18 protein-coding genes and 2 pseudogenes are annotated in these 20743 nt (G+C 56.6%); 3 read left to right on the top strand and 17 right to left on the bottom strand.

The window, feature by feature from the left end:
- Window positions 1-707: 707 nt before the first annotated feature.
- The 3 genes from nifT to ACVIIW_RS14915 all read right to left on the bottom strand — a co-directional run bounded on the left by nifT (window position 708) and on the right by ACVIIW_RS14915 (window position 2648).
- A complete protein-coding gene (gene nifT / locus ACVIIW_RS14925; protein ID WP_456701445.1) occupies window positions 708-932 on the bottom strand; it encodes a putative nitrogen fixation protein NifT in 225 nt (74 codons plus the stop codon).
- Between the two features lie 5 nt (window positions 933-937).
- Window positions 938-2110: a cysteine desulfurase NifS gene (nifS, locus tag ACVIIW_RS14920; protein WP_456701444.1), complete on the bottom strand. Its 1173-nt coding sequence runs from the start codon at window positions 2108-2110 to the stop codon at window positions 938-940.
- Window positions 2111-2327: 217 nt separating this feature from the next.
- Window positions 2328-2648 carry a HesB/IscA family protein gene (locus ACVIIW_RS14915; RefSeq protein ID WP_456701443.1) on the bottom strand — a complete coding sequence of 107 codons (321 nt, stop codon included), beginning with the start codon at window positions 2646-2648 and terminating at the stop codon, window positions 2328-2330.
- 254 nt (window positions 2649-2902) lie between these two features.
- Between ACVIIW_RS14915 and ACVIIW_RS14910 the strand changes: the two genes are divergently transcribed.
- Window positions 2903-3493, top strand: a complete 591-nt coding sequence (locus ACVIIW_RS14910; protein ID WP_456701442.1) for a hypothetical protein — start codon at window positions 2903-2905, stop codon at window positions 3491-3493.
- 9 nt (window positions 3494-3502) lie between these two features.
- Here ACVIIW_RS14910 and ACVIIW_RS14905 read toward each other — a convergent pair whose 3' ends face one another.
- From ACVIIW_RS14905 to ACVIIW_RS14840, 14 genes and pseudogenes are all read right to left on the bottom strand, one after another.
- Window positions 3503-3901 (bottom strand): Rieske (2Fe-2S) protein, encoded by a 399-nt coding sequence (locus tag ACVIIW_RS14905; RefSeq protein ID WP_456701441.1) that lies wholly within the window; start codon window positions 3899-3901, stop codon window positions 3503-3505.
- Window positions 3902-4361: 460 nt separating this feature from the next.
- The gene (locus ACVIIW_RS14900; protein ID WP_456701440.1) at window positions 4362-5204 is read right to left on the bottom strand and encodes a host specificity protein; all 843 of its coding nucleotides are present in this window, start codon (window positions 5202-5204) and stop codon (window positions 4362-4364) included.
- 847 nt (window positions 5205-6051) lie between these two features.
- Window positions 6052-6348 carry a ferredoxin III, nif-specific gene (fdxB, locus tag ACVIIW_RS14895; protein WP_456701439.1) on the bottom strand — a complete coding sequence of 99 codons (297 nt, stop codon included), beginning with the start codon at window positions 6346-6348 and terminating at the stop codon, window positions 6052-6054.
- An 11-nt stretch (window positions 6349-6359) separates the two neighbouring features.
- Window positions 6360-6560 (bottom strand): CCE_0567 family metalloprotein, encoded by a 201-nt coding sequence (locus tag ACVIIW_RS14890; protein ID WP_456701438.1) that lies wholly within the window; start codon window positions 6558-6560, stop codon window positions 6360-6362.
- 12 nt (window positions 6561-6572) lie between these two features.
- A complete protein-coding gene (locus ACVIIW_RS14885; RefSeq protein WP_456701437.1) occupies window positions 6573-7031 on the bottom strand; it encodes a NifX-associated nitrogen fixation protein in 459 nt (152 codons plus the stop codon).
- A gap of 6 nt (window positions 7032-7037) precedes the next feature.
- A complete protein-coding gene (nifX, locus tag ACVIIW_RS14880; RefSeq protein ID WP_456701436.1) occupies window positions 7038-7433 on the bottom strand; it encodes a nitrogen fixation protein NifX in 396 nt (131 codons plus the stop codon).
- On the bottom strand, window positions 7430-8839 hold the full coding sequence (gene nifN / locus ACVIIW_RS14875) for a nitrogenase iron-molybdenum cofactor biosynthesis protein NifN (RefSeq protein ID WP_456701435.1): 1410 nt from the start codon (window positions 8837-8839) through the stop codon (window positions 7430-7432). Before nifN ends, nifX begins: the two co-directional genes overlap by 4 nt.
- Before the next feature lie 9 nt (window positions 8840-8848).
- Entirely contained in the window at window positions 8849-10495 is a 1647-nt protein-coding gene (gene nifE, locus ACVIIW_RS14870) for a nitrogenase iron-molybdenum cofactor biosynthesis protein NifE (protein WP_456701434.1), read from the bottom strand.
- Between the two features lie 86 nt (window positions 10496-10581).
- Entirely contained in the window at window positions 10582-12138 is a 1557-nt protein-coding gene (gene nifK, locus ACVIIW_RS14865) for a nitrogenase molybdenum-iron protein subunit beta (RefSeq protein ID WP_456701433.1), read from the bottom strand.
- Window positions 12139-12204: 66 nt separating this feature from the next.
- Window positions 12205-13707, bottom strand: coding sequence for a nitrogenase molybdenum-iron protein alpha chain (gene nifD / locus ACVIIW_RS14860; RefSeq protein WP_456701432.1), 1503 nt, complete (start codon window positions 13705-13707; stop codon window positions 12205-12207).
- 423 nt (window positions 13708-14130) lie between these two features.
- Window positions 14131-14371: pseudogene (locus tag ACVIIW_RS14855) on the bottom strand (SufD family Fe-S cluster assembly protein); the annotation flags it as partial.
- Window positions 14372-14814: 443 nt separating this feature from the next.
- Window positions 14815-15018 carry a 4Fe-4S binding protein gene (locus tag ACVIIW_RS14850; protein ID WP_456701431.1) on the bottom strand — a complete coding sequence of 68 codons (204 nt, stop codon included), beginning with the start codon at window positions 15016-15018 and terminating at the stop codon, window positions 14815-14817.
- 700 nt (window positions 15019-15718) lie between these two features.
- Window positions 15719-16831: an alanine dehydrogenase gene (gene ald / locus ACVIIW_RS14845; protein ID WP_456701430.1), complete on the bottom strand. Its 1113-nt coding sequence runs from the start codon at window positions 16829-16831 to the stop codon at window positions 15719-15721.
- A gap of 582 nt (window positions 16832-17413) precedes the next feature.
- Window positions 17414-18093: pseudogene (locus tag ACVIIW_RS14840) on the bottom strand (molybdate ABC transporter permease subunit).
- A gap of 550 nt (window positions 18094-18643) precedes the next feature.
- On the opposite strand from ACVIIW_RS14840, the gene ACVIIW_RS14835 reads away from it, so the two are divergent.
- Together ACVIIW_RS14835 and dctA are read left to right on the top strand one after the other, a co-directional pair.
- Window positions 18644-18838: a hypothetical protein gene (locus tag ACVIIW_RS14835; RefSeq protein WP_456701429.1), complete on the top strand. Its 195-nt coding sequence runs from the start codon at window positions 18644-18646 to the stop codon at window positions 18836-18838.
- Window positions 18839-19182: 344 nt separating this feature from the next.
- A complete protein-coding gene (dctA, locus tag ACVIIW_RS14830; RefSeq protein WP_456701428.1) occupies window positions 19183-20505 on the top strand; it encodes a C4-dicarboxylate transporter DctA in 1323 nt (440 codons plus the stop codon).
- Window positions 20506-20743 lie beyond the last annotated feature (238 nt).

The raw sequence follows: 20743 nt of genomic DNA, 5'->3' as shown, positions 1-20743 counted from the left end.
GCGTCCGTCGACCGCGATCATTTTATTTTCCCCACCATCATCGCCCTCCCAAGATCATCCTCGAGCGAGCCTCAGGAACCCAGGTAGCAACTTGCATGCCATAGCAAGAATTAAGTAATTAAGGTCGCGGTCTATCGAGTTAGCGTAGCTCGCACTCGCGCTTGCAGGAACAGCAATGATGAGCTTGTTATCAAAGCGACAGATGGGTCGCAGTCTCACCCAGAGCTCCATGCTTGTGCTTTCATTCTCGCGCTGCGATCGCCCGACCTGACTCCAGCTAAATGGGGTTCACGCGTTGCCGCTCTCACAACAAGCGGATCCGAACCGGCCGCCTCGGACTTGTAAGGCCAATACCGCTACGACGCGCCCTACGCTGACAGGCAGAAATGAGGGCCAAAGATGATAGTGCGATCCCTTCTGCCCGATGGCCAAGCAAACCTTGTATCATCAACGCCGTCGTGGAGTAGTTCTGCTGATCTCAATATGCTACGACGAGAGCCATTCGTTCCCCAGAGACGGCGGGATCTCGCCAACTTGCCAGCGCAAAGGCAGGCTGACGCGCCTGGCCGGCCTTCAGTCCATCGCGTCTGCATAATTCCCTGATGCCCGAACGACATAGGTGCAATGCTCGCAGTCCGAAGGCCCAGCGCCGGGCCCACGACAGTGACCTCTGCATCCGCATCAGCAAAGTGATTTGCGTGAGTCCTTCACGGATCGCCGCCGTTTTCGTCCCGCTTCTTCGCGTCGATTGTAATCGGTAATCGCGTGTCGCTCGCCATCTCGGGCAGATCGAGCACCCAGCCGTTAGCTACCTTGATCCAGCCGCCCCAAAGGGTTTCGTACTCTGAGGCTATGATTGGCTCCTCGAGGTCTTTTTTTGGTACGTAGATCGACAGACCCGTATCCGGAGAACGGCGGATCATGATTTTCATAGAGTCTACTCTCCGACTGTAAGGCGGGAGTTGGCGCGCATGCGAGCCACGATATCTGACACTGCGCAAACGACTTCATCGACTTGAGCGAACGAGGTTTCACGCGAAAGCGAGAAGCGCACGGCGCCGTGCATCCGCCAGGTAGGCACCTGCATAGCGCGCAGGACGTGCGATGGCTGCATTGAGCCGGAGCTGCAGGCTGATCCGAGCGACACGGCGATGCCCGCCTGATTGAGATGGTGCGCGATGGCTTCGCCTTCAAGATGGTCGAAGGCGATATTGGTCGTGTTAGCGAGCCGATTGGTGACGTCGCCGAGCACAACGCACCCGCCATTGTGTAAAATCCCCTGTTCAAGGCGGTCGCGCAAAGCGCCGATGCGAATGCGCTCAGGTTCAAGCCGTTCCGCCGCAAGCTCGGCAGCTTTTCCCAGGCCGATAATTCCGGGAACATTCTCGGTCCCCCCGCGACGCCCTCTTTCCTGTGATCCGCCGCGGATCAGCGGCCGGAATTTCGTCCCTTTGCGCAGATATAACGCGCCGACGCCCTTGGGACCGTGCAGCTTGTGCGCGGATAGCGACAGCATGTCGATCGCGCTGTCCTTTAGGTTCAAACCCACCTTGCCAATGGCTTGGACCGCATCCGTGTGAAACAGCGCGCCTGCCTCTCGGGTCAACCCGGCCAAAAACTCCACAGGAAAGATCGTTCCGGTCTCGTTATTGGCCAGCATAACAGAGGCAATCGCTGTCCGTGGTCCAAGAGCACAGCGAAACGCCTCGATGTCTAGCCGGCCGCAGGCATCTACGGATACAATGTGCGTCTTGACTCCCCTTGTCTTCAATTGCTCCGTCAGCGCAAGTACAGCCGAGTGCTCAACCGAAGTGGTGACCACTTCGTCTCTACCTTCCTGCGTCGCAAGCGCAGAAAGAATTGCCGCATTATTGGCTTCGGTCCCTCCCGAGGTAAAGACGATTTCGTGATCGTATGCACTACCTACCAGGCGCCTCAAGCCTCTCCGGGCCTGCCTCAGAGCGATTGCGACCTCGTTGCCGAAGGCGTGCGTGGACGACGCATTGCCGAATTGCTCCGTAAAGAACGGCAACATGGCCTGCACGACGGATGGATCAGTCCGCGTTGTTGCATTGTTATCGAGGTAAATCGGTGCTTGATTTTTGCTCAATCCAGCACCTCGTCTGCAGCAGCAACGAGGACCAGGCGATCCAATCCTCCGATCTCACGCCCCAATTGCGCCTGAATACCTGCAAACCGTACACTCGAAATCTTTGACGACGTACAAGCACTGGCCGGCCTCGCCACAGCGACAACTTCTTCAGTTGCTCTGGCTCCGTCAACATGGTTCAATGTTTTCATCCTCATCGGCCGATCAGGTCCGTCCATCATCTGAACGATTTTCCGCAGGAGCAATTCGCTGTCGCGTTCGGGTTGTGAAAGGTGAATCCAGGGCTCTCCGTTGCCAGCACGAAATCAATGGTCGTACCGACCAGATACTCTCGACTGTTGTTATCGACGAACACCTTCAGACCAGCGTACTCGATCACGGTCTCGTCAGGCTTTGGCTCTTCCGCCAGACCCATTTTGTATTTGAATCCATTGCAGCCGCCCGCTTCAATCGCGACGCGCAGACCGCCAGGCGAGTGCGTCGATGATGACATCGCGCCCTTGATCGCATTCACCGCACTGTCGGTCAGGTTGATCATGTCTTTGCCTCATCAATAGTGGACCTCGCAAAGAGCAAGTCACGTGCCACCGCGCAGCTTCTTATTGATACTTGGTTCGGTGCCGTAAGGTTTGGAACAACAGTCAGATTCCTGACAAGTAGTTGCGGCGCCCGAAGTCACCAACCCGCTTTCTTTCAAGCTCGGCCGCTCCACATCCGGCGGCAGGCAAATTGCATCGCATTTGGCTTCCTGGCCCGTGGGCCGGTGAAGACCTTAGATCGAGGACCAAATTGATGACTTCAATCGAAAATACCGCACTCGGCAGACTTGAGAGAGAGGGCCGCCTGCTCAACGCCGTACTCAAAGGCGCGACTACCAAGCCGGGTCGATTCGGTTTTCGCGGTGACATCGCGCTGAAGTTCCAAACTCAGCTCGCGGATGAGAAACGACCGCCGGACTACTCGATCGAGCAAGTTCTAACCATCGCGCAGGACGGAGAACACACCATTCCGGTGCTGGCCGGCTACCTACACTCCTTTGCCTATCTCGGAGACGTTTCGACCGTTCTTAACGGCGCCTTAAGCCCCACAGGCAGCTATTTTATGTTCTGCAACAACGTCGATCTGCTGGCGAAGTACCGAGTCAAGTTTGGCGATATAAACTTCCACGTCTTACCGTGCGACGAGTCCACAGTTTGGAAGGAGATGATGGACCTGACTGGGCTGAACAGGGACGACATCAAGAGGCTGGACCCGGGCGGCAAGCTAGATATCCTCCTCGATGCTGCAAACAAAATCGATCTGTCTTATGATGACATCTCGTATGAGGATGGACTAAAGAGGATGGACGCTGTGAAAAACCGCAATGAGAACCGACCGGTCTGAGAGGGCTTTTCAGTCGATGGTCGATGCATCGTCTTCGACAAGATGAACACCCACGACGCAGATATCGCCCTCCAGAACGGCCAACGCGATCGGCGTGAGCGCTCTACCGTGACATGGACCTTCGACACACCGGCCGCTGCCGAGTTCGAAGGTCGAACCGTGCTTGCCGCACATCAACCGGATACCGTATGGATCGAGGAATTGGTTCTGCTCCCAATCCAATCGGACGCTGTTGTGCGGGCATTCATTGACATAGCCAAGCACGTTTTTGCCCCACCGAACTACGACAACGGGCCACGGCCGTTGCTTGCCGTCATGTTCGACGACCATAAGATGGAATCCTATGGCCTGGCGGCTCGGAATGTCCTTAAAGCCGCAAATGGCGTAGATTGGTATGGTCTGCTTCATCGCACGTTTGTTGGAAGACGCTGTTCATGTCGGCGTGCAATCGACTTGCAAGAACCGTACAAGTCCTGGAGCGTTTCGTGTCCGTGGTGACCCAACCCGACTAGTCTGGTCGCTCATCCAACTATCCGGCGCAAACTCCGAACTTGTTCGGCGATTGGATGCCCTTTCCATGATGGCTGCGCAACTGCGGCTTTGAGCTCTATGCATTCTACTCCGTTGGCCGGGTAGCTGACGCCGTGGCTAGTCGTTGCTTCCCATTAATGCCACCAAGCTCCGTTATGACCGCGGACCGTGCATCTCGCGGCAGCGCCATAGCTGCCTTCTGAGAAGGATTGAACAGTCATTTCAGCCAACGAGGGAGGACGCCGCGAGCGTGCGTCCCCCCTGTGAAGCAAGACCACCGAGCCCGGTTAGAACGGTGAAATCCGTCACTCCTAAACCGTTGCTGTATGCAGCCAATTCAATCCATGCGCATCCCACTAAGAGCCCGCTCCAAGTAGAATGCAGGATCATCGTCCGACGAATCCGTTTCGTAGCTTCTTTGCGGACCGACGTCATCGCCCCCAGCCTTCGAAAGATACTGCGTAGGCTTGCCTACCCGCTGCCACTGGTCATTTTCGTTCTTCGTCCAGGCATCCGGGTTCTGGTGAGGATCAAGCACCCAGTGGTCTCGACCTACGGGAACAAACCCCATTTCGGCAAGACGCGGTTCCATGCCTGCTAAGGCCGGCCGCGACATGATGAGCGGATGTTCGCCGTCTTCTCGCAGTTGATGTTCTAGCAGGATGTCGCCAGCGTTCTCGACAAGTGGATGAGTCAGCCTAAGATCTACGACGGATGTGATATCGTTGCGCCCAAACTGTTGTTTAAAATGATCTCCTTTAATCCGCGCCGGACCTCCGGCTCTTAGAACTCCGACAATTTCGTCGCCCAAATGGTAGCCGAAAAATCGTGCTGGCTTATCTGGATCGTCATAGGTGTTAGCGTAGCTTCCAGCAACCATTGCTGCACGCGCAGCCTTGTTAGCCACGAATGGCGAGTACTCTTCTGGGTTCTCGGCGATGTGCCTGATATCACTGCCCAAGTATCTGCGAACTTCATCGTTGAACGTTTTGCGGTCGATCTTTCGAATGGGCGGTTCGGGGACGAGAGAGTATGACGGCGCTGGTTCGGATGAAGAGCCCGCCAGCCCCATCCGCGCAACTGTATCCGCAAAGCGAGGACTATCTCCCGCCTCTGACGAATCGTCAGCTTGGTTACCGCTTGTGAACTGGCTGGATGAGCCAACGATTCTGCCATACATCAGACCGCTCTCCTATCGGCAAAATTGCACGCAATCGAGCTCGTGCCGTGCAAGCTCTGCCGACAAGGATAATAATCCTAGCTGACCACAGTCTGACCAGAGCTTCCTGAGCGCCTGGTCGCGACTACGGATGCAATCTGCGCGTGAATTGTAGGGGCTCCCTAAACCGGGTCCTTCCAAGAAGCTAACGCTTAATGGCGATGACCCGCCCTCTCCTGATAGCCCATGGTACTCGGCCAAGTAGGCACATTGGCCCAAGAATGCGCGCAACGGAGATTTGGAAACAAGCGTGCGAACCGTGTCGAGATTTTGCAATGTGCTCTCGATGCCCGCTGTTTGTTGCAAGGACCGCTGTCCAGCGAAATGTCGTGCCGCCCAGACGCGCCCATAGACCAACTGAGGCGTTTCTGGCTCACGTTATCAAGGAATCAACCAACCATCTAGGCGGACATATCGGCAGCTGCGGCCAACTAGCCTTCTCCCGATCCGCAAGCGGACGTGCATAGCATCGGCTTCGATCAGACCGCCTGATGTGTGGCTAACTACTTTTGAACTCTGCTCATCCTGACAGCACTTTGATCGACTTATAGTTGCGCGAGGCGCAGTTCGCTTTCCACGAATACGTGGGACTATCAGAGACCGAGTGTTTCTGGGCAACGGTTATGGTATCGGCATGCGTGGCTCGCGCCCAACCATTGCCGGTCCTTGCGAGCGCGTTAGCTCGCTCGATCCTGATGTTCGATGTCTGACCGACACCTTCCTGGCGCGCCGCCTCGCCATGAGTTCACCTGATCGCAATAGAGCTTTCGCACACTTATATCTCGCCGGCTGCGACTCGAGTGTTCGCTCAAGCCGCTTCAGATTCGGCCGAACTGTGAGTCTGGCAATTGGCCGGGCAAACCCTGGCGCATGCACCGCATCCGACACAGGCGCCCTGATCTTTCAGAACCATAATCTTCTTTTCGATCTCATCGTCTTCGTCGTCGGCGTTGACAAGTTCGCCGTCCTCACCGATTCCTTTCAAATTCATGACATCTCGGCCGCACACCTTGAAACAGCGGCCACATCCGATGCACTTCTTGGGATCGATCGAGATCAGGTATTGTGGTATCCAGTCGCGCCCGTCTCGTGTTTGAAACGACATGCGTTGCCCCTTCAGGTATTTTCTAGCGCCTTCAAGTCGCAAGCCTTGCGCTCAAGTTCGGCATACGCATCGTACGCCTTCTGCGCCACTGCCATGATGGAGATCCAGTTGGTAGGTAATTCTTCCGAAAGGTCGTGCAGATCCATCTTGGCTTGTATCGCCTTGACGGACAATTTTCTTAGCTCGGCCTTAAGTGTTTCACGATCGCCCATCAGCGAGTATCCTCAATAGTTCGCCACGTCTGGAAATTTCCTGATCAGGCCGATTCCCTCGCTGACATATTTGTCGCCCCCCTGAGCCAGCTTGGCGCAATTATCGAATCCGAAGCGATGCACATCGCGAAGCTGCTTGTTTACGGCCACCAACCGCCCTGCGATGAGCACTACGCGGCCAAACCCTTCAGGATGCAGCTTCAGTATCGGCTGGATCATAATGCCGGTTTCCCTTTCTATTGACAGCGCGACCGCATTGAAGAACAGCTCAATTCGCCACAGTGTATTGGGATCTGGATCACCAATAATCGGCAATGCGCGCCGTTTCTCCTTGTTCAAGATATAGGGTTCAAGCAGATCAAGATCGCTCTTCCCGCCCCAAGCTCCGTTAGTGTCCTGAGCACGCCAAATCTTGGCCAGTTCGATGAGGAACGCTGCCTCGTTGCTCTCATGCTCACTTTTTGTGGTCATATCACCTCATTCGTCGAACTCGAACGTTCGCGGTTGGTCCTTTGCCAGGACCTTGCGCAGCCAAGGAGGTGGCGTACCCTTCAGCACCCCGTTGAGCTTTTCTAGCAACACCAGAATGCTTTCCGGTTTGCCCACTTTGATAGGATGGATTTTGTTAGCCACCACTCGCGCGGCCGCGGCACCACCAATGGCAGCGACATAGAGGATTGCGCAATCCTTGATTGCCTCGATCTTCGGCGTCAACTTATCATCGCTGCCGTCTTCCTTAAGATCACCCTCAAACTCTATCGCATTTAGGAACACATGGGCGTCGGGCGAGACATCGTAGATTGCGATATTCTTCGCCCAACCAAAATGAGCGTCGACGCGTCTCAGGTCCTGAGTGGCAAAAGCGACCTTCATGCAAATGACCTTTCAGTCGCCTCGGCGGAGCGGTGATGCGGCGAACGTTGCGGTAGTCCGGGGGGCGTCCGCCAGCTATGTGGCGTAGGCCTTTCGTTCTCCTCGCGATGCGCGATCACGAGATTGGCAATTTCGAAGATCAGATTCCGGGTACCACGATAGCCCACCGATACCTGATGCCCAGCGCCAACTCGATCGAACATCGGAAAGCCGGCACGGTGGAAGGGCACTTTCAGCCGGGCCGCCGCTTGCCTTCCATGCGAATGCGTGATCAGCAGGTCGCAATGCCTCTTTTTGGCAAGCCCTTCCAGATCTTCGAGGTCGCCAATGAGAACTTCCTTGGTCTTAATCCGCTCGATCACCTCCGACTGAGTGGTTGTCACGGCGACGGTCACCTGCGCGCCCATATCGTGCAGCATGCCGGACAAATCAAATAGAAGGTCTGGCTCAGCACCGATCGCGACTTTCCGACCACCAATGTGGAAGTGAGCGTCAAGCATAGCATCCGCGAGCTGACCGCGTTGACGTCGATACTTTTGGGGTATGGGGCGACCGCTAATCTCGCTCAAAAACGTCATGAATTCGTCGTTCGGACCGAGACCACACAGCCGCTCGAACACACGAAAAGGCACACCGGTCTTGGCCTGCATGACCTCAGCTGGCCGCAGCATCTGCGCGCCGACTGCAATCGTCCAGCCCGCGCGCCCCATGCTCGCGATTTCGTCGATGTCAATGCCGCCCAGGGTCGTTGACGTAAACTCATCGGGGATATGCCCGTCGAGCGATCCCGCAATGTTAGGGAGGAAGGAGGGGCACAATCCGAAATCCTCCATGATGACACGGAGTTCATCAAGGTCGCCGGGGGTCAGGTGACACCCCGGTAGAACATTGACCTTTGATGGATCCCGCAGGCCATGGGCGCTGGCCCCGGCCACCAGCATCTCCACCATGCGTGCGACCGCCTTCTCCCAGCCATCCTGGAACGCACCCTTGAAATCAGGCGTTGATACATATACGAGCCGCAACTTTGCAAGCTGCGGATACTTGCTCCGGATTAGTTTTAGGTAAGCATCTACATCGTCGCCGTTGGTCTCGGTGACACCGGTCGAACAGATTCCGATGACCTTCGGCTTGGTGCGGTTAGAGATATTCAGTATCGCCTGCTCGAGATTCTCGTAGCCGCCGAGGACGGTCGCCACCTCACTCATCGCGGTGGTCTGCAGGGGTATTGCTTCTTTGAAATGCCGAACAAACAACGTCAATCCAAAGGATGTGCACCCTTGGGAGCCGTGCAGAAGCGGCATCGCCCCGCGCAGCCCCATGAAGGCGTATGCGCCGCCGATCGGCTGGCTCATTTTGAGCGGGTTGACAGTGCAGGCTTTTGATGGCGGCAGGAGCAGGGCCATGACGATTCCCTACTCCGCAGCTTGTCGCATATCAGATGGCTCACACACCGACATGCCTTCGATGCGCCTCTGGCAGCAGCCACCGACCGCATTGGTATGCTCTCGGACCGCCGCGACGCTCCTCAAGCCGTGCGGGTAAATTGCATCCTCAATCGTAGCCAGACCAACGTTGTTACACTCACAGATCTTTCGCGTGCGGCGCGCCGCTTCGGCGTGCGCCGGATCGGGGGTGACCGCGACCATGCGAGATTGCATCTGCTCCCTCGCCTTGGCCAAAGCCTCCCATGGCGCTGGTCTGCGTACCTCCTCCCACATCGGACTGGAGAGCGACTTATCTATCTCCTGCACCAGCTTGACCATTCCGACGTAGCCCATATAGGCGTGGCAACGCTCCTGGTTGATATCAAGCCATGGCACCGCCGCCTTCAGCGCAACAAACTGCGATTTGCCACCCGATAGCATGATATCCGCTTTTGCGTCCTTCAACATCTTGTACATTTCGCGGGCGGTCATGTCTTCGATCATGTGGGCGTCCTGCCCCATCAGCTCCTTGATGCGCGCCTTGTCTTCTCGGGTCGATTTCTTGGTACTGGTTCCGACTAACTCCAGCCCGGATTCCTGGAGTGCGGCAACGACTGACCATGATTTGACACCGCCCGTGATCAGCAACGCCTTTTTGCCTTCGAACCGCCGCTTGTACGGCTCGATGGCAGCCCAGGCCCGCGCTTCCTCGCGCGCAATCACCGCTTCGGTGCGCCCGACCAGATCTGTCGGGGCGCCGCGTTCCACCAGCAAGCGGGCTAGCTGCCGTAACGCTTCACTTGAATCTTGAATACCGTAGAACGACCCCTCGAAGAATGGGATCGCGTATCGTTGCTCCATCTTGCGTGCCACGTTGATCATGGACTTTGAGCACACCAACATCGCTGCCCGCGCGCGATGAGATGAAGCGACTTCGTGATATTTGCCATCGCCAGAGATGCAGGAGAGGATCCGCACTCCAAGCTCGTCCAGCAACGGCTTCACTTGCCAGAGCTCTCCCGAAAGGTTGTATTCTCCGATCAGATTGATGTCATACGGTGTCACGTGGTCAGGCTCACGCGTTCCGATCACATAATCGAGTAAAGCCTCGCCCGCGAGCTTGTTACCGAGGTTCTTCGAGCCGACGAATCCAGGGGAATTGATTGGGATGACGGGCTTGGCAAATCTTTCAGATGCTGCCTTGCAAACTGCGTTGATGTCGTCGCCGATCATCGCGGGGATGCAGGTTTGATAGACAAAGATGGCGGGCGGATCCCACTTGTCGATGATCTCCTTGATCGCTTTGCAGAGCCGCTTCTCGCCGCCGAATACAATATCGGTTTCGGTCAAATCAGTTGTGAATGAGGTGCGCCATAGGTTCGAACCCGATGACGCCGCACCGCGATTATCCCAGGAATTACCTTCGCAGGCGATGGGACCATGCACCAAGTGAGCGACATCGGTGAACGGCTGTAGCGCAACCTTGGCGCCATCGAAGGCACAGCCGCCGGCAGCACTACCCGGGTGCAGCTGTTTGGTACAGCCGTTCCTGCGCTCAGCCTCCGACTTACTGCCATTCTTGGCGCAGCCCGGCTCATCGAACACATTCTGGACCGTGGCCGCTAGTGCAGTCATCCGGTATCCTCTCAGGGCAAACAATGAAAGCCGTCGCGTAGCATCGAACGTGCCATTGCGTTGGGCGATGGCACGCCCAACGCGCCTCAGCGAATGATGTCGAAACTGTAGTCCGTCTTGCCAAGAACGTTAGTGTTCTTGTCGATCTCGTCGAAGATCTTGTCCAGGATCTTCACCAGCACATTCAGGCCGCCTTGGTAGCCCCATACTGGGGAGCGGTGATGGTGATGCCGATCAAAAATCGGAAAGCCGATCCGAATCAGCGGTGTTCCGGTATCACGTTCCAGGTACTTCCCGTAGGTGTTGCCGATCAGAAAATCGACCGGCTCAGTGAACAAGAGTGAGCGCATATGCCAGAGATCTCGGCCCGGATAAGCTTGACAGCCCTGCCCAAATGGCGAGCTTCCAAACAGCGCTTGCATTTTCTCCTGCCACGCTTTGTTGCCGTTGGTGCACAGCACATGCCTCGGCTCGGCGCCGAGTTCGAGCAGAAACGCTGCCAGTCCATAGCAAAGATCCGGGTCGCCATAGATAGCGAACTTCTTGCCATGTACATGAGCGCTCGAGTCGGCAATGGCATCCACCAGGCGACCACGTTCTCGCTCGAGCTGCTCGGGAATTTCTCTGCCGCTGATGCGTGACAGCGCGACGATGAAGTCATCCGTTGCGGATAAGCCGACCGGGTAATTAAAGGATAGGACGTCCTGTCCATGCTCCGCCACGAAGGTTAGCGTTTTTTCCGTGCACCATTGCTGCATGGAGATCGTCGCCTTGGCGTGAATCGCGCTCGCGGCGTCCTCCAGAGTCGTGCCACCGTCATACATCCGGAATTCGCCATCTGTAGGAGTATCAAACACGTCGGAATTGTCGGCGAGAACCGTGTGCTGGATGCCCAGCAATTCTAAGATGCGCTTGATCTCGCGAAGGTTCCCGACGGTATAGCCATCGAACCCACCAATGATGTTGATCGCTCCATTAGGTTTGCGCTCCAGCTTCGGCGCTGTTCCCGCCTTACCATCCCAAAAATGTTCCAGAATGCCCTTGAGCGCGTTGTCATAGCCCGTGACGTGGCTGCCGACGAACGCCGGCGTGTGGGCGAACGGCACGTCGAAGTCCGCCGGAACCGAGCCTTTTTCTTTCGACGTCTTGATGAAGGCGTTAAGGTCATCGCCGATCACCTCGGCCATGCAGGTTGTGGAGACCGCAATCATCTTGGGCTTGTACATGTTGTAGCTGTTCGCGAGCCCATCGGTCATATTGTTCAGACCGCCGAATACGGCGGCGTCTTCCGTCATTGATGAAGAGACACAGGAGCTCGGCTCCTTGAAGTGCCGCGACAAATGACTGCGGTAATAGGCCACACAGCCTTGCGAGCCGTGGACGAAGGGCAACGTGCGCTCAAAGCCAACAGAAGCGAATACTGCGCCAAGGGGCTGGCACGCCTTGGCCGGATTGACAGTTAGCGCCTCCCGCGCGAAGTTCTTCTCGCGGTATTCGGCCGTTTTCGTCCATTCCTTTATACGTTCGACCTCGGCGGGATCGCGAGGATTCTCAAATATTTTCTTCTTCTCCAGCATTTGCTGGTATTCTGGACCGCGAAACAGTTCGACATGATCGAGCACGTGTTCGGCACTCTGCGCCATTGGTGAAATCCTTCACTATCGAGATTGGCATCGCCCGGGCTTTCCCACGGAGCGAAATGAATGGCTTTATTCTGCAGCCTGGAGCTCGGCGATCGGCGCTTTCTTCCAGGGAGCCTTCGTTTTTTTCCAAACCGGCGAGTTGATGGCCATGTCCATGTCGCGCGCAAAGATCGCAAACCCATCGTACCCGTGATATGGCCCCGAATAGTCCCACGAATGCATCTGCCGGAACGGCACACCCATCTTTTGGAAAACGTACTTTTCCTTGATGCCCGAGCCGACAAGATCGGGTTGGAGTTTTTCGACGAAGCGCTCGAACTCGTAGCCATTGACGTCGTCGTAAATGAGCGTGCTGTCCTTCACGTAATGCTGAGCTGTGCGCTGATAGTCGTCGTTGTGACCGAACTCGTATCCGGTGCCAATGACATTCATGCCGAGATCCTCGTATGCGCCAATCACGTGACGTGGACGGAGGCCACCGACGTACAGCATCACCGACTTGCCCTCCAGGCGCGGGCGAAATTTTGCGATCACCGCGTCCACTAGCGGCTGGTACTTCTCGATCACTCTCTCGGCACCCTCCTTGACCTTGTCGTCGAAATATCCGGCGATCCTGCGCAACGACTCCGCTATTTTTGAGGGTCCAAAGAAGTTGTACTCGCACCAAGGGATACCGAACTTTTCTTCCATGTGACGCGAGATGTAGTTCATGGAACGATAGCAATGCAGAATGTTGAGTTTTGCCTTAGGGGTTGCTTCGAGCTCTGCAAGTGAACCATCTCCGGACCACTGAGCAATTACCCGCAGGCCCATTTCCTCCAGCATAATTCGCGACGACCAGGCGTCACCACCGATGTTGTAGTCGCCAATGATCGCAACATCGTACGGCGTCGGCTCGAACTTCGGTTTTCCGTCGGACTCGATATGATCAAAAATCCAGTCGCGCACCGCATCGTTTGCAATGTGATGGCCTAATGATTGCGACACGCCCCGGAAACCCTCACAACGGACGGGAACGATGGTCTTGCCTCCATATTCCTTGGATTTCGCTCTTGAGACGGCCTCGATATCGTCACCGATCAGGCCGATCGGGCATTCCGATTGGATCGTTATGCCGTTGTTGAGGGGAAAGAGCTCCTGGATCTCATCAAGGACTTTGACAAGCTTTTTGTCGCCGCCGAATACAATATCTTTTTCCTGGAAGTCGGAGGTGAACTGCAAAGTCACGAAGCTATCGATGCCCGTCGTCCCAACGTAATAGTTGCGCCGGGACCCCCACGAATACTGGCCGCAGCCTACCGGGCCATGACTGATATGGACCATGTCCTTGATGGGTCCCCAGACCACCCCCTTTGAGCCTGCATAAGCGCATCCCCTAATCGTCATCACGCCAGGTATGGATTTAATGTTAGACTTCACGCCGCAATCGGCCTTGCCGGCCTGGTGAACGTTGAGGTGCTTGGCACGCCGTTTCGCGGTTTTTTCCGGATAGACCTTCAGCACCTCCTCGATCAGCTCCTTGTTGCGAGCCCTGATTTCTGCGGTGCTCCGGGTCGTGGCCAGACTCATCTGATGTCCTTCAAAGGTTAGCTGTTGCGAGGGAGGCTTCTTGATCCAAGACTTTTGCAACCAGCATGCCAGCGAGCCGCGAGCACCAAAAAGTCAAATAATCAAAATTGCTTAGTGCGCTTAGTCCCGTAACCGAGGTGTTGTTGCAAATCCGACATCACGCTTTGTCAGAGAACTCTCGCTTTGCCTTGTTCGAAATGGAAGAAGGCGCGTCGTGGGTCACTCTTCTTCGCGCTTGCCCGCGGCAGCAGCCTCATGCGACGAAAGGGGGAACTTGCCTGCAATGCGCGCTTACCAACCGAGGCTTGCCAAGCGTCTATCTCAGGTGCTGCGCACGCGACCTCATAGGTCCGATCACAGTGCAAGATGCGTAGGGCCACCAATCACGTGAGCAGTTTCCGCGTTGATAAGTGCACGCACGCTGATCATCAGGGAATCGCAGACCGTGAAGTTATCGCACGCCGACCGCCTTGCGGTGCGCGGTGACGAGGTCACGACAGGTGTTCAGCGACTTGCCGGCGGCGATGACCTTGGAGATGATGTGGCTCGACGTGATCTTGCCGAGATGGATCGTTTTGGTGCCCGAGTCGACCTGCTGGAAGCCGTTCGAGATCGCGATGGAGTAGAGCTCACCGCGGGAGTTATCGCCGCGCAGGATGCACGTAGATGAACGAGCCGTAGGACAACACCGCCGAGTTCAGCGTCGCGTAGAAATTATCTGAGGGCGGAACCGCCGAGCCGAGATATTTCTGCACCGGTTCGGATCGCCTCCGAGATCGGCATGAAAGGCACGCCGGCCTTCTTCAGCTCAACGGCCTATTCCGCTAGCCCCTCGGGGGCCTTGTCGGACTCGATCAGGGCCGCAAACCCATAACGATACCTATCGACGTCGATGCGCTTGACGCGCTCGACCATCGCTCGGTCAGCTACCATTGCCCGCTCCACTCGCGCAACGGCAGCTCCCCGCCAGCGAGGATTGCGAGAGCGGCTCCCGCAAGTCACTTCGAATATGGGGCTAGTGAGTGGAAAAGCAGGAGACCGATCGGAAAGCCGGCGTTTTGTCGAAAGCGCCTTCATCATGTGTCGTGCAGGAGATCCGCCCATCGGCTAGCCCACCTGTGCTGGCACGCAGGTATCTGGCACGGGGCAAACGACGGCGCATTGGGGCGCGTCAAAATGTCCCTCACACTGGGTACACTGGGACGGATTGATCACATATATGTCGTTCTTCAAGCTGATCGCAGCATTTGGACACTCGAACTCACACGCACCGCAGACGGTGCACTGGGATGCAATTATCTTGTAGGCCATCACTGCGGTTCCATAAGCAAAGGTGCGGGACAGTTTCTCGCTATCAAGTCTTGTGCCAGGCAGTTTACGCTTGAATCGTCCGAAGTCTTTTCGTTGCCGCAAGTCGCCGCGTGGACACGTGTCGCAAATCCTACAACGAAACACGACAGCTTGATCTTGATGCTGGGGTTTGCACATGATCGATGTCACGGCACCGCGGTCACGTGAACCATGCTAGCCTCACGGATACGATCTGAGACTGTTCCAAGGGGACCGTATCGCGACTACAATCGACGCATCAAGCCACATCAAAAAGTGGTCCGGGGAGGATCAGGTCTGCCCCGAGCGCATCGCGTCGGCTCCAGTCACCAGGACAGCTGCGACTTAGGCGACAGCATCACGCTGGTCATCGCAGGTCGGGACCGCGTCTCCAAAGCCCCTTCAGAATGGCCGCAGCGATTGCCTCAAGTAGAGTCGCGCCGGTCCTGGGCATCCCCTGGACCTAGGGATGCATTCTCAGTTGTCTGCAGGGGTCAGAACATTTGTCTTCATCTTGGTGGCAGGTGAGGCGAGCGCTAGTCTGGTGATCCTCTGCTTCGCTCCGCACTTCAAATATGCGGAGGTCATCGGATTGATGTAGCCGATTGATGCAGCCAAAAAAAAAGCCACCCCGAAAGGTGGCCTTAAGTCAGGGAGGAAACGCCCATGAGGGCCTCTGGGATCAGGCAGCAGCCTGTTCGATCGGTGAGAAGGGCAGCCCGAGACTCTCGGCCACCGCTTTGTAAGTTAGCCGGCCCCGATGGACGTTGAGGCCTGTGCGCAGATGTGGGTTCTCGAGTACGGCGGAAAACCCCTTGTTGGCCAGAGCCAAACCAAACGGCAGAGTCGCGTTATTCAGTGCCTGGCTCGACGTAAGCGGCACCGCTCCGGGCATATTGGCTACACAATAATGAATAACGCCATCTACTTCGTAAGTTGGTTCAGCGTGAGTGGTCGGGTGCGATGTCTCAAAGCAGCCGCCCTGATCGATAGCGACGTCCACGAGCACCGCCCTCTTGCGCATTGAGCGCAGCATGCTCCGGCTGACCAGCTTCGGCGCGCTCGCACCTGGAACGAGCACCGCACCAATCACCACATCCGCCGCAAATACCTCTTCCTCTATGGACTCGATGGTCGAAAACCTGGTGCGAACGCGCCCTTCGAATAGCTCGTCCAGCTCGCGTAGCCGGATTATCGACCGATCGATGATGGTGACTTCTGCGCCCAGGCCGACCGCCATGCGTGCCGCGTGAGTGCCAACCACGCCACCCCCGATCACTACGATTCGGGCAGGCTGAACACCGGGCACCCCACCGATCAGCAGCCCTCGTCCGCCTGTACTGCGTTTCAGTGCGCTACCCGCTGCTTCGATCGCAAGCCTACCCGCGACCTCGCTCATCGGCGCCAGCAGTGGAAGACCGCCATGCGCATCAGTTACGGTCTCATACGCGATCGCGGTGCATCCAGATTCCAAGAGGCCCCTAGCTTGATCAGGGTCGGGAGCCAGATGCAGATAAGTGAACAGAATGTGATCCTCACGAAGCTGAGCCCACTCCGACGGCTGAGGCTCCTTGACCTTTACGATCATCTCGCTCGATGCGAATACCTCAGCTGCCGAGGTCAGAACCGTCGCGCCAGCCTTGCGATAATCGTCATCGGTTGCACCAATGCCAACACCGGCATTGGTCTCGATCGCCACATGGTGGCCCGCTGCCACATACTCGCGGGCAGCTCCAGGGGTAAGACCCACGCGATATTCGTGCGTCTTGATTTCCTTCGGGACTCCGACCTTCATTTGAACACTCCCAGCCTGATGCGCCCTTCTTATCGGAAGTGCGCAGCGATATCGCGACGCACCCGGCCAAAATGACGCAGGAATTAAGCGATATTTGACACCCTTCGCAGGATTTCAAACCCGCGTGTGCCGAGCGGATCGTGCGACATATTGGCCGACCGTCAAAACTGCGCGATAGGGATACATCGGTGCGAATTTGCGGTCTCCGCTCCCAGAAGACCAACAACCAACTCCAGTCTTGACGAAGTTCCGCATCCACGGTCCCGTTGCCGCATCGAGTTGCCAGCACGCTTTATAGTGAATCAGCTTGCCGCCTCTGGCAATTGCGATCACCGCACCCGGCACGCGTTTGCTCGCGATCTCGCTAGCGCAGAACTCGTCTAGTTTGCCAAGGCGCTGCTGAGAAACGCCAACCTCATCGGCCGTCGCTCGGGCAGAGGCGCGGAGTGCATTGATTTGAGATCGATTCCAGCAGCGGCTGCGGCTACAACTAGCTTGTTCATTGCAAGCTCACAAGGATCGATGGGCCGGTTTGCAAGACCGCTGCTTGCTCAGATACGTCGGGCGGCAGATCTAAGACGATTAGGTAATCCTGCCGGCACTATGTCTGTTGAGCAGCGCCAAAGTGAAGATTATGGCCAAAGCGAACATCATCATACCACCCACAAGCACGCTTGCTTCGCGCCAGCGCGCCGCCTGGACGTAGTCTACGACGTAAGCCGACAGCACTTTGGTGCGCCCAGGAATATTGCCCCGATCATCATCACCACGCCAAATGTGCCGATCGTATGAGAAAAGCCAATTAGGGCGGCTTTGACAAACTCCAGTCGCGCCAGCGGCGCGCTCACGGCGCCGAAGGCATGCAACGGCGAAACGCGCCGGTTCGTTTCCAACGGGCAATCGTCCATCGCAACAAAGGCGTTGCGGATCGGCTGCACGACCAGCGGCAGCGCCGACAGGACCGATCCGACCACGATTCCTGCGAAAGTAAAGGAGAGCGTGCGCTCGCCTCAGAAAAAGGCGATAACGCCAGCCGGTCCGTGGGGGCCAAGCAAAACCACTACGCAAAAGCCGAGAGCCGTGGGCGGTAGCACTAGCGGTAAGACGATAACCGCGGCCACCGCCTCACTTGCGAGAGTCTTCGAACGCGCCAACCACCAAGCGAGGGGCACTCCAACCATGAGAAGGATCACGGTCGTTACGCTGGCGAGCTCGATCGTGAGCACAACAGATTGCGAAATCTTTGCCCAAACGACATCCACGTGCGTCAGCTCACAGGTGGGCGCAGGTCACCGTATCGAGACATCGATCGCTTGTACGCCGGTCTCACCTGGTGATGTGGCGCGAATCGCGATTTGCTCGCGCCGCAGGTCGTCGCCGCGGCCAAATTCACGCGCGCCTCGTCTAGGAGAAAGACCAACATCGCGAGCTTCATCGACAACCCCGGTGGCGGGTCCGCCTCGATTCATCTGACAGGTCGTTTCTCACTGTCATCAGCAATTCTTGTGCCGCTTACGAACCTTGAGGTCTCTATCCTCAAATGTGAGAGAAAGTCGGGTTCGTGCCAATGCCGCTTTGGAGCGGACCTAACGACGCTCTGTCAGGGTTCCGGCATCCTTTGTTCCTGAGCAGACAGCGACAGCCGCACAACGAAGCATCGGAATTTTTCTCCCGAAAAGATGTTACTAAGAATGGTAGACGGTTCGCGCCGCGCAGGAAGCCTGTGTATGGCGGCAACACAAAGGGTGCAGCTAAGAAACGCCGTAGGCTGCTTCTGCGACTTGGCAAAAGGGTGCGACGGCCCGCCAGTGAATGCCGCTTCTGACCGACTTGGCTGATGCGGATCGTCAGCGCAGCCTTGGCGCCCTCCTTGCAAGAACGAGCTTAGCCGCTAGCCACAACGCAGCTCATGCCAAGAATTTTTCGCGCAAGATAGTGCTTAAACCGGGCTTCCATACAGCAAATACAGAAATCCAAATTATCAATTTTACCGATGCTACGTATTGATGCATCGATCTCAGCACTCCGCACCTACGGCCGGGAAGTTACGCCGCTTGAGCCCGCTATGCTCCATTTTTGTGCTCGACCTTGGGAACGAGGTCATACCAGTGAGCCGGTGCCGCTGACGAAAGAAGAGTTGTCGGCCGCTAGTTGATCGGCCCAGTTCGGACATCTGGTGCAGATCTTGCTTACGGAAAATGGATAACGCAACTAAACGCCTGCCTTTAGATGGTCGCACCGGCTCCCGGAACTGCCTTCAATCGGACACGGCTAAAATGATGAGTCTCGTATGACGCTGTCGCCTCGCAGCGACTCGGCGTCTCAACGAGTATTTTCGGGAAGGAAGCGTCATGACTACCATGGCAGCTGCATCGCCTCTACGCGCGTCGCAAGTTTGGTATAAGATACTCTACGTGCAAGTGCTAATCGCAATCTTGATTGGCGCGGTGCTCGGCTGCCTCTTGCCGTCTGTCGCCACCAACGATTGGGTTAAGGCGCTCGGTGACGGGTTCATCAAGCTCATCAAGATGGTGATCGCGCCGATTATATTCTGCACCGTCGCATCTGGCATTGCCCATATTCAGGATGCAAAGAAAGTCGGGTCCGTCGGCGTCAAGGCGCTGTTCTATTTCGAGATTGTTTCCAGCTTTGCCTTACTGTTGGGCCTCGTTATGGGCAATCTGGTACGAATTGGCCATGGCCTTGCGGTCAAGCCAGATGCTGCGGCGGTCGCCAATTACGTCAAGCAGGCGGAAGCCTCGAAGAGCGTCGACTTTATTCTCAACATCATTCCCGATAGCGTGGTCGGCGCCTTCGCTCGCGGCGATGTTCTGCAAGTTCTCCTTTTCGCGATCCTTTTCGGATTCTCGCTGATGGCGCTGGGAAAGCGGGGAGAGCGTCTGCGCGGCATGATTGACGACGTCGCGCACGCGGCGTTCGGGGTGATCGCTATCATAATGAAAGCGGCTCCGATCGGTGCCTTCGGCGCCATGGCTTTCACAGTCGGTAAGTTCGGGCCCGGAGCACTCGGCAATCTCATCGGTCTGATCGCGCTATTCTACGTGACGGCCGCGCTATTCGTGTTGGTAGTGCTTGGTCTAATCGCCCGCCTCGTTGGCTTTTCGATATTCAAGTTCCTTGTCTATATCAAGGACGAGATTCTAATCGTGCTCGGCACTTCGTCCTCCGAAAGCGCGCTGCCGCAATTGATGGAGAAGCTCGAGCGGCTAGGCTGCTCTAAGCCGGTGGTCGGGCTGGTGGTGCCAACTGGCTACTCCTTCAACCTCGACGGCACCAATATCTATATGACACTTGCAACATTGTTCATTGCGCAGGCACTCGGCGTCGATCTCACGTTTGGCCAGCAGCTCACGATTTTGCTCGTAGCAATGCTAACGTCGAAGGGAGCCAGCGGCGTCACCGGCGCAGGGTTCATCACGCTCGCTGCGACATTGTCGGTGGTAAACCCAGCTCTGGTGCCCGGCATGGCGATCGTGTTTTCGATCGACAAGTTCATGAGCGAGGTGCGCGCCCTTACCAACATCATCGGCAATGGCATCGCGTGCGTGTTCGTATCCTGGTGGGAAGGCGAGCTCGATCACGCAACGCTGCAGTCTCGGCTCAACCAGCCTAACGTTTCCACCACTAGCGACTCGACAAGCACAACGAGGTAGGTTCCGGAACTTATCCGCCGCCCGTCCGACACGAACTTTATCCCGTGCGCTTCTGGCGTAGGGCCCTCGGTCAGCACCGCTGCCAGGCAGCTTATCCTAGAGGCAGGCGAGCAAAGAAGTAGAGGCTCCTTTCGCGGCTTCTCTTTCGCGGTCAGGGGCTACCGGCGGTGCAATGCTTGGGGAGCGTTTGGCGAACCAGATCAAGAGTGATTTCCGCATGCCGAACTGGGAATTTCTC

The organism is Bradyrhizobium sp. USDA 4449, from assembly GCF_054056275.1.
This window is presented reverse-complemented; position numbering and strand designations above follow the sequence as displayed.